This is a genomic window from Streptomyces sp. NPDC031049 (assembly GCF_055571015.1).
This window is the reverse complement of sequence record NZ_JBVIGC010000012.1, coordinates 37,545-52,974: the sequence shown is the minus strand read 5'-3', so window position 1 is coordinate 52,974 and position 15,430 is coordinate 37,545. Positions and strand designations below refer to the sequence as shown.

The 15,430-nt window shown below is 72.8% G+C and carries 12 protein-coding genes; 9 read left to right on the top strand and 3 right to left on the bottom strand.

Annotated features, from left to right (window positions below; translation table 11 throughout):
- Positions 1-42: 42 nt before the first annotated feature.
- Positions 43-1,644 carry an alpha/beta hydrolase gene (locus tag ACZ45Q_RS20940; protein ID WP_468263370.1) on the bottom strand — a complete coding sequence of 534 codons (1,602 nt, stop codon included), beginning with the start codon at positions 1,642-1,644 and terminating at the stop codon, positions 43-45.
- A 181-nt stretch (positions 1,645-1,825) separates the two neighbouring features.
- Between ACZ45Q_RS20940 and htpG the strand changes: the two genes are divergently transcribed.
- From htpG to ACZ45Q_RS20925, 3 genes are all read left to right on the top strand, one after another.
- Positions 1,826-3,727 (top strand): molecular chaperone HtpG, encoded by a 1,902-nt coding sequence (htpG, locus tag ACZ45Q_RS20935; protein ID WP_468263367.1) that lies wholly within the window; start codon positions 1,826-1,828, stop codon positions 3,725-3,727.
- 325 nt (positions 3,728-4,052) lie between these two features.
- Positions 4,053-5,351, top strand: coding sequence for an ATP-grasp domain-containing protein (locus ACZ45Q_RS20930; RefSeq protein WP_468263364.1), 1,299 nt, complete (start codon positions 4,053-4,055; stop codon positions 5,349-5,351).
- Between the two features lie 70 nt (positions 5,352-5,421).
- Positions 5,422-7,467, top strand: coding sequence for a CocE/NonD family hydrolase (locus tag ACZ45Q_RS20925; protein WP_468263361.1), 2,046 nt, complete (start codon positions 5,422-5,424; stop codon positions 7,465-7,467).
- Positions 7,468-7,518: 51 nt separating this feature from the next.
- Here ACZ45Q_RS20925 and ACZ45Q_RS20920 read toward each other — a convergent pair whose 3' ends face one another.
- Together ACZ45Q_RS20920 and ACZ45Q_RS20915 are read right to left on the bottom strand one after the other, a co-directional pair.
- The gene (locus ACZ45Q_RS20920) at positions 7,519-8,589 is read right to left on the bottom strand and encodes an SPFH domain-containing protein (RefSeq protein WP_468263358.1); all 1,071 of its coding nucleotides are present in this window, start codon (positions 8,587-8,589) and stop codon (positions 7,519-7,521) included.
- Between the two features lie 4 nt (positions 8,590-8,593).
- Complete coding sequence (locus ACZ45Q_RS20915) at positions 8,594-9,025, bottom strand: NfeD family protein (protein ID WP_468263356.1); 432 nt, start codon at positions 9,023-9,025, stop codon at positions 8,594-8,596.
- A 275-nt stretch (positions 9,026-9,300) separates the two neighbouring features.
- On the opposite strand from ACZ45Q_RS20915, the gene ACZ45Q_RS20910 reads away from it, so the two are divergent.
- The 6 genes from ACZ45Q_RS20910 to mnhG are packed head-to-tail and all read left to right on the top strand — an operon-like array spanning position 9,301 to position 15,361.
- Positions 9,301-12,117: a Na+/H+ antiporter subunit A gene (locus ACZ45Q_RS20910; RefSeq protein WP_468263353.1), complete on the top strand. Its 2,817-nt coding sequence runs from the start codon at positions 9,301-9,303 to the stop codon at positions 12,115-12,117.
- Positions 12,114-12,545 carry a Na(+)/H(+) antiporter subunit C gene (locus ACZ45Q_RS20905; protein WP_468263351.1) on the top strand — a complete coding sequence of 144 codons (432 nt, stop codon included), beginning with the start codon at positions 12,114-12,116 and terminating at the stop codon, positions 12,543-12,545. The genes ACZ45Q_RS20910 and ACZ45Q_RS20905 overlap by 4 nt, the downstream gene beginning before the upstream one ends.
- A complete protein-coding gene (locus ACZ45Q_RS20900) occupies positions 12,542-14,077 on the top strand; it encodes a Na+/H+ antiporter subunit D (protein ID WP_468263348.1) in 1,536 nt (511 codons plus the stop codon). Before ACZ45Q_RS20905 ends, ACZ45Q_RS20900 begins: the two co-directional genes overlap by 4 nt.
- The gene (locus tag ACZ45Q_RS20895; RefSeq protein ID WP_468263345.1) at positions 14,074-14,682 is read left to right on the top strand and encodes a Na+/H+ antiporter subunit E; all 609 of its coding nucleotides are present in this window, start codon (positions 14,074-14,076) and stop codon (positions 14,680-14,682) included. The genes ACZ45Q_RS20900 and ACZ45Q_RS20895 overlap by 4 nt, the downstream gene beginning before the upstream one ends.
- Positions 14,679-14,945, top strand: a complete 267-nt coding sequence (locus ACZ45Q_RS20890) for an MrpF/PhaF family protein (RefSeq protein WP_468263343.1) — start codon at positions 14,679-14,681, stop codon at positions 14,943-14,945. The genes ACZ45Q_RS20895 and ACZ45Q_RS20890 overlap by 4 nt, the downstream gene beginning before the upstream one ends.
- A complete protein-coding gene (gene mnhG, locus ACZ45Q_RS20885; protein WP_468263340.1) occupies positions 14,942-15,361 on the top strand; it encodes a monovalent cation/H(+) antiporter subunit G in 420 nt (139 codons plus the stop codon). The genes ACZ45Q_RS20890 and mnhG overlap by 4 nt, the downstream gene beginning before the upstream one ends.
- The last annotated feature ends 69 nt before the right edge of the window (positions 15,362-15,430 follow it).

The following is a 15,430-nucleotide window of genomic DNA, read 5'->3' as shown; positions in this document are numbered from 1 at the left end:
CGCCCCCCGTGGAGGCGACGCGCCGTCACGCGGCCCGGTCGCTCACTTCCCGGTCAGCGGCTCGTGCTCGCACACGGTCCCGGCGGCCGGGAGCCTTCCGTCGAGCAGATAGCGGTCGACCGCGTCGCGCACGCAGGTGTTCCCGGAGTCGTAGGCGCCGTGTCCTTCGCCCTTGTAGGTGAGTTCGACCCCGACGCCCTTGCCGAGCGCCTCCGCCATCCGGGCGGCTCCCTCGTACGGCGTGGCCGGGTCGCCGGTGTTGCCGACGAGCAGCATCGGTGCCGCGCCGGGCGCGGCGACCTCGGGGTGGGCGGCCTCGCCGGGCACCGGCCAGCCGGTGCACCGCAGGAGGGGCCACAGGGTGCTCTCGCCGAAGACCGGTGAGGCGGCCTCGAACTCCGCCATCCGGTCCGCGATCCGGTCCAGGGTGTAGCGGTCGCTCCGGTCGGCACAGGTGATGGCGGTGTTGGCGTCCTGGAGGTCGCTGGTGGCCTCGGCGCGCTGTCCGTCCAGGATGTCGGCGAGCTTCAGCATCGTGGTGCCGTCACCGTCGGCCGCCGCCTCCAGCCCCACCCGGAGGGCCGGCCAGGAGGTCTCGGAATACAGGGCCGCGCTGACGCCCTGGAGCAGCAGGGAACCGGTGAGTTCACGGTCGTCGCCGGTGGGCAGCGGCCGCTCGTCGAGCCGGGCCTCCAGCTCCGTCACCAGCCGCTCCACCTCGTCGGCGCCGTCCCCCAGGGAGCAGCCCTGCCGGACGCACCACGCGGCGAAGTGGTCGAAGGCCAGCTGGAACCCCTTGGCCTGTGCCAGCGCGCCCTCCATCTGGTTCTGCGTGGGGTCCACGACGCCGTCCAGGACGGCCCGGCCGACGTTGCGGGGGAACAGATGGGCGTAGACCCCGCCGAGTTCGGTGCCGTAGGAGATGCCGAAGTAGTGCAGCACGTCGTCACCGAGGAGCCGGCGCATCAGGTCCATGTCGCGGGCGGTGTCGGTGGTCCTGACGTGCGGCAGGACGCGGCCGGAGTTCTTCTCGCAGGCCGCGACGTACTCCCGTCTCTGCTCCAGGAAGGCCTCGACCTCGTCCTCCCCGTCGTCCGGTGTGTCGTCCTGCCGGGACATCTCCTCCATGGCCTCGGCGTCCAGGCACCGCACACCGCTGCTCGCGCCGACCCCTCGGGGGTCGAAGGCGACCAGGTCGTAGCGGCCGCGCAGCTTCTCGTAGTCGCCGGCCGCGGCCGGCAGGGTCGTGACCCCGGACTCACCGGGACCGCCGAAGTTGAACAGCAGGGAGCCTATGCGCTCCCCGGCACCGCTGGAGCGGGCCCGTATGAGGGCGATGTCCATCGTGTCGCCGTCGGGCTCGTCCCAGTCGAGCGGGGCCCGCATGGTGGCGCACTGCCACGGGGTGCCGTCGGGCAGGGGGGCGGGGGCGTCTCCGCCGCCTTGAGCGGTCGAGGGAGCGGGGCAGTCGGCCCATTTCAGGGACTGGCTCCAGACCCGGCCGCGGTGACCGTCTTCCGCGCCGCCTCCCTCCCCGCCCCGCCCGCCCTCCCGGGCTCCCTGGCCGCACGCGGCGAGGGAGGCGGAGAGCAGAACGGCGCCGGACAGCAGGAAAGCAGCGGTTCTCGCGCGTTTGGTCGGCATGCGCCAAGCCTCCGGCCGACCCGTGCCACTCCGCACCGGCTCGCACCCATCCGGGGGAGGACCGGGGCGAGGCCGGACCGTCCGGGCCGACCGTGTCCCATTCCGCCCAACTGCCCTGACGTGGTGTTTTACAGTGTCATCCGCCAGTTCCGACGACAGGACCTGTGAGGTGTTCGCGACCATGCCGACCGAGACGTTCGAGTTTCAGGTGGAGGCCCGTCAGCTGTTGCAGCTGATGATCCACTCGGTCTACTCGAACAAGGACGTCTTCCTGCGGGAACTCGTCTCCAACGCCTCCGACGCGCTGGACAAGCTGCGTCTGGAGAAGCTGCGGGACGACTCGCTCGACGCCGACGTCTCCGACCTGCACATCGAGATCGACGTCGACCAGGACGCCCGCACCCTCACCGTGCGGGACAACGGCATCGGGATGTCGTACGACGAGGTCGGACGGCTCATCGGCACCATCGCCAACTCGGGCACCGCGCAGTTCCTGCGGGAGCTGAAGGAGGCCGAGGACGCGGCCGGGGCGGAGGGGCTCATCGGCCAGTTCGGCGTCGGGTTCTACTCCGGTTTCATGGTGGCCGACGAGGTCACCCTGCTGACCCGTCGCGCCGGCGAGGCCCGGGGCACCCGCTGGTCGTCGCGCGGCGAGGGCACGTACACGCTGGAGACGGTCGACGACGCGCCGCAGGGCACCTCGGTCACCCTCCACCTCAAGCCGGCCGACCCGGAGAACCAGCTCCACGACTACACCTCCCCGTGGAAGATCAGGGAGATCGTCAAGCGCTACTCCGACTTCATCACCTGGCCGATCCGGATGATGCCCGACCGCCCCGCCGACGCCGGCAGCGCTGAGGAGGCCCGGCCGGAGACGCTCAACTCGATGAAGGCGCTGTGGGCCCGGCCGCGCGACGAGGTGTCCGACGACGAGTACCACGAGCTGTACAAGCACATCGGCCACGACTGGCGCGACCCGCTTCAGACCGTCCGCCTCCAGGCCGAGGGCACCTTCGAGTACGAGGCGCTGCTCTTCCTGCCCGCCCACGCCCCCCACGACCTGTTCACCCGGGACTTCACGCGCGGCCTCCAGCTGTACGTCAAGCGCGTGTTCATCATGGACGACTGCGAGGCGCTGCTGCCGCCGTACCTGCGCTTCGTCAAGGGCGTCGTCGACGCGGCCGACCTCTCGCTCAACGTCTCCCGCGAGATCCTCCAGCAGGACCGCCACATCGAGATGATGCGGCGCCGGCTGACGAAGAAGGTCCTGTCCACGGTCAAGGAGATGAAGGCCAAGGACCCCGAGCGCTACACCACGTTCTGGCGGGAGTTCGGCACGGTCGTCAAGGAGGGACTCGTCACCGACGCCGAGAACCGGGACGCCCTGCTGGCCGTCGCGTCCTTCGCGAGCACCCACGACGACACCGAGCCCACCACCCTCCAGCAGTACGTGGAGCGGATGAAGGACGGGCAGGAGGAGATCTACTACCTGACCGGCGAGTCGCGGCAGAGCATCGAGAACTCCCCGCACCTGGAGGCCTTCCGCGGACGCGGCATCGAGGTCCTGCTGCTCACCGACCCGGTCGACGAGGTGTGGGTCGACGCCGTCGGCGAGTACGAGGGCCGGAAGCTGCGGTCCGTCGCCAAGGGCGACATCGACCTGGACACCGGGGGCGGCACCGAGGGCGCGCGCGAGAAGCGGGCCGAGGAGTACGCCGCGCTGCTCGCCTGGATGAAGGAGCAACTCGACGAGGACGTCAAGGAGGTCCGGCTCTCCTCCCGGCTCACCGTCTCACCGGCCTGCGTCGTCTCCGACGCCCACGACCTGACCCCGGCGCTGGAGAACATGTACCGCGCGATGGGGCAGGAAGTGCCCCGCGCCAAGCGGATCCTGGAGCTCAACCCGGACCACCGGCTGGTCGAGGGACTCCACCAGGCCCACCAGGACAGCGAGGACCCCGGCCGGCTCGCCGAGACCGCACAGCTCCTGTACGGCCTGGCGGTGCTCGCCGAGGGCGGCCGGCCCAAGGAACCGGCCCGGTTCGCGCAGCTGGTGGCGGACCGCCTGCACCGCGCGCTGTAACCCGCTCCCGGGACCGTCGTGCCGCCGCCGGCCACCCCGGCGGCGGCTACCAGGACCGGGCCGGAAGGGGGGCCCGAAGGGGCACCCGGGACGGAGCGACCCGCAGTCACCCGGGACGGGGCGAGCCGCGGATACCCGGCTTCCGCCCGGACACACCCGGCCGGAGCCGTTCGCGCCGTCGGTCACAGTGCCCGTCCCCGGTGCGTGCTCCGGGCCCCTCGGTGGTACCCGCACGACTGCGTGCGGCCACCGGGGCCGACCGGCCCGCCGGTCTCCGCACGGGCACGCCGCACACGGGTGTGCCGGCGATCGTGAAAGGAGATTCATGTCCGACGACGACGTGAAGAACGTCTTCGTGGTCGGTCTGGACGAGGCCAACCTTCCCACGCTCAAGGCCGTACCGGGCGCCGATGCGCTGCGCTTCCACGGACTGCTGACCCCCGAGGAACTCCAGGGCGGTGAGGTGTCGTTGCCCACGGTCATCGAGAAGGCGCAGAGCGTGCTGGACTCCTTCGACGGCAGCATCGACGCCATCGTCGGCTACTGGGACTTCCCGGTCAGCACGCTGGTGCCCCTCCTCGGCGAACGCTACGGCACCCGCACCACGAGCCTGGAGTCGGTCGTCAAGTGCGAGCACAAGTACTGGAGCCGGCTCGAACAGCAGAAGGTCACCGACTGCCACCCGCGTTTCGGCCGCGTCGACCTGTCCGCCGACCCGCCGCGCCCCCCGGACGGCGTCCGCTTCCCGATGTGGGTCAAGCCCGCGCTGTCCTACTCCTCGGAACTCGCCTTCGGCGTCGCCGACGAGGAGGAGTTCCAAGCAGCCGTCACCGAGATACGCCAGGGGATCTCCCGCGTCGGCCGCCCCTTCGAGAAGATCCTCGAACGGGTCGACGTCCCGCCCGAGATGGACGGCGTCGGCGGCCGGGTCTGCCTCGCCGAGGAGGCACTGACCGGCATCCAGGTCGCCGTCGAGGGCTACGTCCACCAGGGCGAGGTCACCGTCTACGGCACGCTGGACTCGATCGACTACCCGGACTCCCCGTGCTTCCTGCGCCACCAGTACCCCTCGACCCTGCCGCCGGACGTGATCGCCCGGCTCCACGACGTCACCGAGCGCGTGATGCGCCGCATCGGCTTCGACTCGGCGACCTTCAGCGTGGAGTACTTCTACGACCCGGGCACCCAGCGGATCGACCTGCTGGAGATCAACCCCCGCCACTCCCAGTCGCACGCCGAACTGTTCCAGTACGTGGACGGCGTGCCCAACCACCACTGCATGCTCGCGCTCGCCCTCGGCGAGGACCCGGCCATGCCCTATCGGCAGGGCCCGTACGCGATGGCGGCCAAGTGGTACCACCGCTGGTTCACGGACGGCGTCGTGCGCCGTGTGCCCTCGGCCGAGGAGATCGCCCGCATCGAGAGCGAGATCCCGGGCGTGCGGATCGACGTGGTCCCCGAGGAGGGGCAGCGGCTGTCGGACCTTTCCCAGCAGGACAGCTACAGCTACGAACTGGCGCACATCTTCACCGGGGGCGACGACGAGGACGACCTGCGCAGGAAGTACGACAAGTGCGTGGCGGCCCTCGGCCTGACCTTCGACGAGCCGCCGCGCGAACGGTGACCCCCGCAGCGACCGCGCGCCACCGCGCGCCGCCGCGAACCACCGTCAGCAGGGAGGAGAACGCCGGCCCATGCGTTACGTGACCCATCTGCCGTACGCGACGAAGGAGGAGGAGCACGTCCTCGTCCCCATGTCCGACGGCGTCCGCCTGTCCGCGCGGATCTGGCGCCCCACGTCGTCCGACCAGGAGCCCGTGCCCGCCGTCCTGGAGTACATCCCGTACCGCAAGCGGGACCTCACCGCCGTCCGCGACTCGGTCAACCACCCCTACATCGCCGGACACGGCTACGCCTGCGTCCGGGTCGACCTGCGCGGCACCGGCGACTCGGAGGGCGTCCTGACGGACGAGTACCTGGAGCGGGAGCAGGCCGACGCCGAGGAGATCCTGGCCTGGCTCGCCGAACAGCCCTGGTGCGACGGCAGCACCGGGATGATGGGCATCTCCTGGGGTGCCTTCGCCGCCCTCCAGGTGGCGGCCAGGCGTCCGCCGAGCCTGAAGGCCGTCGTCATCGCCTCCTTCACCGACGACCGGCACGCCGACGACATGCACTACATGGGCGGCGCGATGCTGTCGGACAACCTGGCCGAGGCGGGCACCATGTTCGCCTACGGCACCTGCCCGCCCGACCCCTCCCTGGTCGGCGACCGCTGGCGCGACATGTGGCTGGAGCGGCTGGAGCACACCCGGCCCTGGGTCGTGCAGTGGCTGCGCCACCAGCGCCGCGACGACTACTGGCGGCACGCCTCGGTCGCCGAGAACTACCAGGACGTACGGTGCCCGGTGCTCGCCTCCAGCGGCTGGGCGGACGGGTACTCCAACGCCGTCACCCGGCTGCTCGCCCACCTGGACGTGCCCCGCAAGGGACTGATCGGCCCCTGGTCGCACAAGTTCCCCCACGTCGGCGAGCCCGGCCCCGCCATCGGCTACCTCCAGGAGGTGGTGCGCTGGTGGGACCACTGGCTCAAGGGCGTCGACAACGGCGTCATGGACGGCCCCATGCTGCACACCTGGATGCAGGACAGCGTGCCACCGTCCACCTCGTACGAGGAACGGCCGGGGCGCTGGGTGGCGGAGCCGAGCTGGCCCTCGCCGAACGTCCACCCGGTCACCCGTCCGCTGACCCGGCACCGGATCGAGCCGCCCGCCGAACCGGGCGGCCGGCCGGCGCCGGAGGGGGCGGGGGAGGCGCTGACCGTGCAGTCGCCGCTGTCCGTCGGCCAGTTCGCGGGCAAGTGGGCCTCCTACAACGCGCCGCCGGACCTGCCCTACGACCAGCGGGAGGAGGACGGCGGCTCGCTCGTCTTCGAGACCGACCCGCTGCCCGAGCGGCTGGAGATCCTCGGTTCGCCGACCGTGGACCTCGACCTGTCGGTCGACGAGCCGGTCGCGATGGTCGCCGCCCGCCTCTCCGACGTCCGCCCCGACGGGGCCGCGACCCGGGTCACCTACGGCCTGCTCAACCTCACCCGGTGCGAGAGCACCGAGGAGCCCGAGCCGCTGGAGCCCGGCCGGCGCTACCGCGCCACCGTCCAGCTCAACGGAGTGGCGCAGAGCTTCCCGCCGGGGCACCGCATCCGGCTGTCCCTGTCCACGTCCTACTGGCCGCTCGCCTGGCCGCCGCCGAAACCGGCCCGGCTCGCCGTCCACGAGCGCACCAGCACGCTGACCCTGCCGGTCCGCCCGGCCGACCGGCCCGACGACACCGTGGCCGACCCGTTCGGCGAGCCGGAGGGCACCCCGCCGATCGACACGACCGCGCTGACCCCGCCGGAGGAACGCTGGGAGGTCCGGCGCGATCTGATCGGCTACAACGCCGAGCTGGACATCGTGAAGGACCGCGGTACGACGCGCTTCGAGGAGATCGGCCTCGACGTCGGGCGCCGGGCCAGGGAACGGTACGCGGCCGTCGCCGACGACTTCACGTCCGTCAGCGGCGAGTCGACGTGGACCATGCGTTTCCGGCGCGACGACTGGGACGTCCGCGTGGTCACCCACACCCGCCTCACCTGCGACGAGCGGGACTTCTTCGTGGACGCCACGCTCGACGGCTACGAGGGCGGCCGCCGGGTGTTCTCCCGGACCTGGAACGAGGCGGTCCCCCGCGACCTGCTCTAGCGACGGCGACGTCGGCGACGTCGGCGACGTCGGCGCGGGCCGCCCCCGGTGTCACGTCCGGTCCTCGTCGTCCCCGCCGGTGGGCCGGCGGTGCGACGCGAGGCCCGGGGCGGAGGGCGTGGTGTCGGCCTTCGCCGCGTCCGCGACGGCCTCGGCGGCGGCCTCCGCCGCCTGTGCCGCGTCGCTGGCGGTCCGGGCCGCCGTGTCGTCGTCCCTCGGCGTGTCACGGGTGGCGGGCGACGGGGGCAGCGACTCGGTGAAGGCCCGGGACACGCCTTGCAGCGCGGAGGTGATCTCGCTGGGGATCACCCAGAAGTTGTTGCCCTGGCCCTGGGCGAGCTGGGGCAGCGCCTGGAGGTACTGGTAGGCGAGGAGCTTGGGGTCGGGGTCGTTGCGGTGCACGGCCTGGAACACCTCGTCGATGGCCCGGGACTGGCCCTCGGCCTCGAGGATCGCGGCGGTCCGGTTGCCCTCGGCGCGCAGCACCGCGGCCTGCTTGTCGCCCTCGGCGGTGAGGATCTGCGACTGGCGCTGTCCCTCGGCACCGAGGATCGCGGCCCGCTTGTCCCGCTCGGCGCGCATCTGCTTCTGCATCGCCTCCTTGATGGACTGCGGGGGGTCGATCGCCTTGATCTCCACCCGGTTGACCCGCAGCCCCCACTTGCCGGTGGCGTCGTCCAGCACGCCGCGGAGCTGGCTGTTGATGGTGTCCCGCGAGGTGAGCGTCTTCTCGAGGTCCATGGACCCCACGACGTTGCGCAGCGTGGTGACGGTGAGCTGCTCGACCGCCTGGAGGAAGCTGGCGATCTCGTAGAAGGCCGCGCGCGGGTCGGTGACCTGGAAGTACAGCACGGTGTCGATCTCGACGACCAGGTTGTCCTCGGTGATGACCGGCTGCGGCTTGAAGGAGACGACCTGTTCCCGCAGGTCGATCAGCGGGTGGACCCGGTCGATGTAGGGGATGACGACGTTGAGGCCGGGGTTCAGGGTGCGGTGGTAGCGGCCGAGCCGCTCCACGTTGCGGGCGCGTGCCTGGGGCACGATGCGCACCGCCCGCACCACGGTGAAGATCGCGAGGACGGCGAGGATCAGGCCGGCGATGAGAGACGCGGAGAGGTCCATGGCTTCAGTCCCGGGGGTAGACGAGCGCGGTGGTGCCGTTGATCTCTATGACGTCGACGGTCGAGCCGGGTGCGATCACCAGGGTCTCGTCGTAGGCCCGGGCCGTCCACTCCTCGCCGTCGATCCGGACCCTGCCGCCCGTGCCCGACACCTCGGAGACGACGTGCGCGGCCTTGCCGACCAGGGCGTCCACACCGAACCGCGCCGACGGGGGCTTGAGCAGGTGGCGGACCGCGAGAGGCCGGACGAACAGCAGCGTGACGGTGGCGACGACGGCGTACACCAGCAGCTGGAACCCCAGCGGCAGCCCGATGGCGGCGGCTCCCGCGGTGACCAGCGCGGCCGCGCTCAGCATGCCGAGCGCGGCCGTCAGGGTGAAGATCTCCGCCACCGCCAGCACACCGGCGACGATCAGCCAGATCAGCCATGGGTCCATGACGCGCCTCTTCTCACCTGGGCGGGCGTGCGAGGGCATGAGCTGTGACGACGGGCCGTCGTGGAACGGCCGCGGCACCTTTGCGTTTATTTTACCTGATGTGTCAATGCTCACCCCGGCCGCCGGCCACGCTCCGGCCATGCACCCGTCTGCCCCGTCCGAGGACTGATTGCCGCGACACCGGGCACTCATGGCCGTCGACCGGGGTACCGGCCCGGGACGATCGTCACGAGCGGTGGCCTCCACGGCCCGGGAGTCACGAAGGAGTTGAGGCGGTGCTGTTCCTGCTGGCCGCCCACGCGGGGGTCGCCGCGGCGATCCCCTGGTGGCAGCGGCGGCTCGGCCGCGCCGTGTGGGCCGTGGCGGCCCTCGTCCCGCTGGCCACGGTCGCCTGGGCCGGCGCCCGCGCACCACGGGTGCTGGACGGCGGGGACCTCCGCGCGTCCCTGGAGTGGGCGCCGTCCCTGGGCCTGACCCTCGACCTGCGGCTGGACGCCCTGTCCCTGCTGATGCTGTGGATCGTCGCCGGCGTCGGGGCCCTGGTCCTGCTGTACTGCCGGTACTACGTCGAGCGGGACGCCGGCCGCCAGGCCGCCCTGCTGCTGGCCTTCGCCGGGTCGATGGCGGGCCTGGTCCTGGCGGACAACCTCTTCGTCCTGTACGTCTTCTGGGAACTGACGACCGTCGCCTCGTTCCTGCTGATCGCCGGGCGGGGGAGCACCGCCGAGGAGCGCCGGGCCGCCCGGCAGGCGCTGCTGGTGACCGTGGCCGGCGGCCTGGTCATGCTGCTCGGCCTGGTCGTGCTCGGGCGGGCCGCCGGGACCTACCGGATCTCGCAGATCGTCGCCGACCCGCCGCAGGGCGGCGCGGTGACCGCCGCGGCGGTCCTCGTCCTGGTCGGGGCGTTCGCCAAGTCCGCGCAGATGCCGCTGCACGGCTGGCTGCCCGCCGCCATGGTGGCCCCCACTCCGGTCAGCGCCTACCTGCACGCCGCCGCGATGGTCAAGGCCGGCGTCTACCTCGTCGCCCGCCTCGCGCCCGCCCTCTCCGACACCGGCCCCTGGCGCCCGCTGGTGCTCGGCGTCGGGCTCACCAGCATGGTGCTGGCCGCGTGGCGGGCCCTGCGCGCGACCGACCTGAAGCTGCTGCTGGCCTACGGAACCATCAGCGAACTGGGCCTGCTCATCGCGCTCCTGGGCGCCGGGACGCGTACCGCCGCACTCGCCGGGGCCGTGATGCTGCTCGCCCACGCCGCGTTCAAGTCGGCCCTGTTCCTGTCCGTCGGGATCATCGACCACCTCACGGGCACCCGCGACCTGAGGGAACTGTCGGGGCTGGGCCGTCGCATGCCGGCGCTGTGCGCGGTGGCCGCACTCGCCGCCGCCTCGATGGCCGGCCTTCCGCCGCTCCTCGGCTACCTGGGCAAGGAGGCCTACTTCGAGGCGTTCCTGCACGGCACCGAACTGGCCGGGCACGGCCCGCTCACGGCGGTGCTCGTCGTCGGCTCGGCACTGACCGTGGCGTACGCCGCGCGGTTCCTCCAGGGCGCCTTCGGCGGACCTCGCGGCGCGACGGCGGACCGGGCGCAGCCGCCGTCGGCCGGATTCCTCGCCCCGGTGGCCGTACTGGCGGCGGCCGGACTGGCCCTGGGCATCGGCTACGCGGGCACCGCGGCCGTCGCGACCGCGTACGCCGACGTCTACCCGCCGGGGGCCCACGGGCCGTACAAGCTGTCCCTGTGGCACGGTTTCACGCCCGTGCTGGGCCTGTCGGCCCTGAGCCTGGCGGCGGGCGCCCTGCTGCACGCGGGCCGGCGCTCCCTGCCCGCCCGGCCGCGGCTGCCGGACGCGCAACGCGTCTTCGACCGGGTGGTGGCGGCCGTCGGCCGGCTGGCCGTCGCCGTGACCCGCCGCACCCAGGTGGGGTCCCTGCCGCTGTATCTGACGGTGCTTCTGGTGACCGTGGTGGTGGTGCCCGGGGCGGCACTGCTGGCCGCGGCGCCGTCACCGGGTTCCCCGCGGGCCTGGTGGTCCCCGGTCGAACCGTTCCTGGCCGTCGTGGTGCTGACGGCCGCCGGGGCGGTGGTGGCCACCCGGCACCGTCTCACCGGCATCCTGCTGGCCGGCGCCGTCGGCTACGGCGTCGCCGGCGTGTTCCTGGTGCGGGGAGCGCCCGATCTGGCGCTCACCCAGTTCCTCGTGGAGACCATGACGCTGGTCGTCGTCGTCCTCGTCCTGCGCAGGATGCCGGCCCGGTTCAGCCCCGGCCGGACGCTGACCCGGGTGCGCGTGGTGCGGGCCTGCGCGGCCGGCGCGGTCGGTGTCCTGGTCACCTGCTTCGCCCTGGTGGCGTCCGCCGCGCGCACCGCGGAGCCGGTCTCGCGGGAGTACGCGCACCATGCCTCGCAGGCCGGCGCGCACAACATCGTCAACGCGATCCTCGTCGACTTCCGCGCGCTGGACACGCTGGGCGAGATCTCGGTGCTGCTGGTGGCGGCGGTCGGGGTGGTGAGCCTGGTCCGGGTGGGGGAGCGCGACGGCCCCCGGAGCCCCGGCGGCGGACGGCCGCGCGCGGTCTTCCCGACGGCGCACTGGGACGAGCCGGTGCGGACCTGGCTGCCCGGTGCCGGCGAACGGCCCGGCGGCGAGCGCTCCGTGCTGCTGGAGGTGGCCACCCGCCTGCTCTTCCCCTCCATCCTGGTGTTCTCCCTGTTCCTGCTCTTCTCCGGTCACTACCGCCCCGGCGGCGGCTTCGCCGGCGGCCTGGTGGCGGGCCAGGCGTTCGTGCTGCGGTACGTCGTCGGCGGGCGCGCCGACCTCGGGGCCGCGGTACGGGTGTCCTCGGGCGTGGTCGCGGGCCTGGGGCTGCTGCTCGCCGCCGCCGTCGGGCTGTTCCCGCTGCTGCTCGGCGGCACCCCGCTGGAGAGCACGGTGGTGACCGTGCACCCGCCGGTACTCGGCACGGTGAAGTTCGCGACGAGCCTGTTCTTCGACATCGGGGTCTATCTGCTCGTCGTCGGAGTCGTCCTGAAACTGCTGTCGGCGGTGGGCGTCTCACTCGGCCAGGACGCGACGGAGGGCGGTAGCCGGTGAACCCGATCGACGTGACGATGTCCCTGGCCGTCGGCGGCCTGTTCACCGTCGGCTTCTACCTCATGCTGCAACGCTCGGTGATGCGGATCCTGCTCGGCTTCATCCTCCTGGGCCACGGCACCAACCTGCTCCTCCTGGTCGCCGGGGGCACCCCCGGCCGCCCGCCCGTACTGAAGGGCGGCAGCACGGACCAGGCGGGGCTCGCCGACCCGCTGCCGCAGGCCATGGCACTGACGGCCATCGTGATCACCTTCGGCCTCACCGCGTTCCTGGCGGCCCTGGCCTACCGGTCCTGGCGCCTGACCGGGCACGACGAGGTGCGCGACGACGTGGAGGACCGGCGCATCGGCAGCGTCGGGGAGCGCGAGGAGGCCCACCCCGTCCCGGACCGGGGCACGGACGGCACGGCGGACGGGGGCGACCGATGACGGCGGCACTGCCCGCGCTGCCCGTGCTGCTGCCCGCGCTCGGCGCCGGCCTGTCCCTGCTCGGCAGGAACCGCGCGGTGGTGCGCGCCCTCGCCATCGGCGTCCTCACCGCGGTCGTCGCCTGCGGCGCCGTGCTCGTCGCCCTGGCCGACCGCCACGGACCACAGGTGGTGCACGTCGGAGCCTGGCCCGCGCCGCTGGGCATCACTCTGGTGGCCGACCGGCTGTCGGCCCTCCTGCTGACCGTGTCGGCGCTGGTGGCGCTCGCGGTGCTGGTGTTCGCCATCGGCCAGGGCACGGCGGAGGAACGGCACGCCTCGTCCGCGGTCTTCCACCCCGCCTACCTGGTGCTCGTCACGGGCGTCAGCCTCGCCTACCTCACCGGCGACCTGTTCAACCTCTTCGTCGCCTTCGAGGTGATGCTCGCCGCCTCCTACGTGCTGATCACGCTGGACGCCGACGGCAACCGCGTCCGGGCCGGCATGACGTACACCGTCGTGAGCCTGACGTCGTCGCTGCTGTTCCTCTCCCTGGTGGCCCTGGTCTACGCGGCCACCGGCACCGTCACCCTGGCCCAGCTCGGCCCCCGGCTCGCGGAACTGCCCGACGGCCTGCGCTCCGCGCTCGCCCTGCTGCTCCTGGCCGTGCTCGGCATCAAGGCGGCGATCGTCCCGCTGCACTTCTGGCTGCCCGACAGCTACCCCACCGCGCCCGCCCCGATCACCGCCGTCTTCGCCGCGCTGCTGACCAAGGTCGGCGTGTACGCCCTGCTGCGCACCCAGACGCTGCTGTTCCCCCGGACCGAGGCGTGGACCCTGCTGGCCTGCGCCGCGATCGTCACCATGGTCGTGGGCATCCTCGGCGCCCTCGCGCAGGACGACCTCAACCGGCTGCTGTCCTTCACCCTCGTCAGCCACATCGGCTTCATGCTGTTCGGCCTGGCCCTCTTCGACACCCCCGGAGTGACCGGCACCATCCTCTACGTCGTCCACCACATCGTCGTCCAGGCCGCCCTGTTCCTCGTCGCGGGTCTCGCCGTGCGCCGCACCGGGACCGCCGCGCTGCACCGCATGTCCCGGCGGCCACCGCCCGGCACGGCGGCCGCCGTGCTGTTCGTCGTGCCCGCCCTCAGCCTGTCCGGCATCCCGCCGTTCTCCGGTTTCGTCGCCAAACTCGCCCTGCTGGAGGCCGGTGTCGCACAGGGCGGGCCGACGGCGTACGCGCTCGCCGCCGCGGCCCTGCTCACCAGCCTGCTGACCCTCTGTGCGATGACCCGGGCGGGGACGGCGATGTTCCTGGGACGGCCGTCGGAACCCGCTCGGCCCCGCCCGTCTAAGCCCGCCGCCCCCGCCCGCCGCCGGCGTGCACGCGGCGCCCGGCTCATGCTCGCCGCGACGGCCGGCATGGCGGCGACCGGGGTCGCGGTCGCCGTGTGCGCGGGCCCGCTCGCCCGGCTCGGTGAGCGCGCCGCCGACGATCTGCTCCACCCGCGCGCCTACCGGTCCGCCGTCCTGGGGGAGGGAGAGCGGTGAACCGGGCCACCGGCCGTCCGGGGCGGACCCACCGGGTGCTGAGCCATCTGCCCATGATCGGCTGGCTCTGGCTGCTGTGGGTCCTGCTGTGGGGAGCCACGACAGCGGTGGTGCTCGTCGGCGGACTGCTCGTCGCCGTCGCCGTGGTGCTGGCCTTCCCGCTGCCCGCCGTCCGGCCGTCCGCCGTGCCGAGGCCGCTGCGGGCCGGGCGGCTGCTGCTCCACCTGGTCGCGGACCTCGTCGTGTCCGGGTGCACCGTCGCCTGGCAGGTGGTCAGACACGGCGGAAAGGTCTCCTCGGCGATCATCGAGGTGCCGCTGGAGACCGACAGCGATCTGCTGATCACGGCCGTCGCCGAGGTGACCACCATGACCCCCGGCACCCTCGTGGCGGAGATCGACCGGCGCCGCGGGCGGCTGTACGTCCACGCGCTGCCGGTCCGCGACCGGCGGGACATCACCCATCGCCGCGACGAAGTCCGGGCCGTGGAACGCCGGGTCGTCCGCGCCGTCGTCCTCCGCCACGAGGGCGACGGCGACGGGGGCGCACCGGCACCGGAGCGCCCGGACGGCACACCGCGGCACGGCCGAGGGAGGAACCCGTGACCGTCCTGTACGTCGTCACCCTGGCCATGGTCGTGGCGGCCGGCCTGCTCACCCTGGTGCGCCTGGTCCGCGGCCCGCGGGCGCTCGACCGCATCCTGGCCCTGGACGTCCTCGTCACCATGTCCATCGCCGCGACCGCCGTGGGGATCACGCTGCGCGGCGACCCCACCGCCGTCCCGGTCCTGGTCGTCCTCGCCCTGCTGGCCTTCATCGGGTCGATGACGGCGGCCCACCTGATCGAGAAGCGGGAGGGCATGCGATGACCGACTGGCGCGACGTCGTCACCGCCTTGCTGTTCCCCGCCGGGGCCGCCTTCTGCCTCCTCGGCGCCCTGGGCCTGGTCCGCTTCCCGGACACCGCCAGCCGGCTCCACGCGGCCGCCAAGGCCCAGACCCTCGGCCTGCTGCTCCTCCTCGTCGGAGCGGCCGCGCAGACATCCCCGGGCCACGCCCCGGTCCTGCTCCTCGTGGCCTTCTTCCAGTTGCTCACCGCCCCGATCACCAGCCAGGTCATCGGCCGCGCCGCCTACCGCACCCACGGCCTGGAACGCCGGCGGCTGGTCCGCGACGAACTCGCCGACCGCCTCGCACGCGACGGCACGCCCCTGCCCGGAGGAACCAGGTCCCAGGACGCCGGGGAATCCGAGGACGGCGAGGACGGCGAGGACGCCGAACGCTGACGCGACGTCACGGTGACGGCGTGTCCGCCCGGCCCGGCGGGGCACTGGGAGACGATGGACGTTCCTGGG

What these genes read in the sequence shown, in the direction of transcription:
- htpG (WP_468263367.1), top strand. Translation starts at nt 1,826, where the DNA reads ATGCCGACCGAGACGTTCGAGTTTCAGGTGGAGGCCCGTCAGCTGTTG.
- ACZ45Q_RS20925 (WP_468263361.1), top strand. Translation starts at nt 5,422, where the DNA reads ATGCGTTACGTGACCCATCTGCCGTACGCGACGAAGGAGGAGGAGCAC.
- mnhG (WP_468263340.1), top strand. Translation starts at nt 14,942, where the DNA reads ATGACCGACTGGCGCGACGTCGTCACCGCCTTGCTGTTCCCCGCCGGG.
- ACZ45Q_RS20940 (WP_468263370.1), bottom strand. Translation starts at nt 1,644, where the DNA reads ATGCCGACCAAACGCGCGAGAACCGCTGCTTTCCTGCTGTCCGGCGCC.
- ACZ45Q_RS20900 (WP_468263348.1), top strand. Translation starts at nt 12,542, where the DNA reads ATGACGGCGGCACTGCCCGCGCTGCCCGTGCTGCTGCCCGCGCTCGGC.
- ACZ45Q_RS20915 (WP_468263356.1), bottom strand. Translation starts at nt 9,025, where the DNA reads ATGGACCCATGGCTGATCTGGCTGATCGTCGCCGGTGTGCTGGCGGTG.
- ACZ45Q_RS20930 (WP_468263364.1), top strand. Translation starts at nt 4,053, where the DNA reads ATGTCCGACGACGACGTGAAGAACGTCTTCGTGGTCGGTCTGGACGAG.
- ACZ45Q_RS20920 (WP_468263358.1), bottom strand. Translation starts at nt 8,589, where the DNA reads ATGGACCTCTCCGCGTCTCTCATCGCCGGCCTGATCCTCGCCGTCCTC.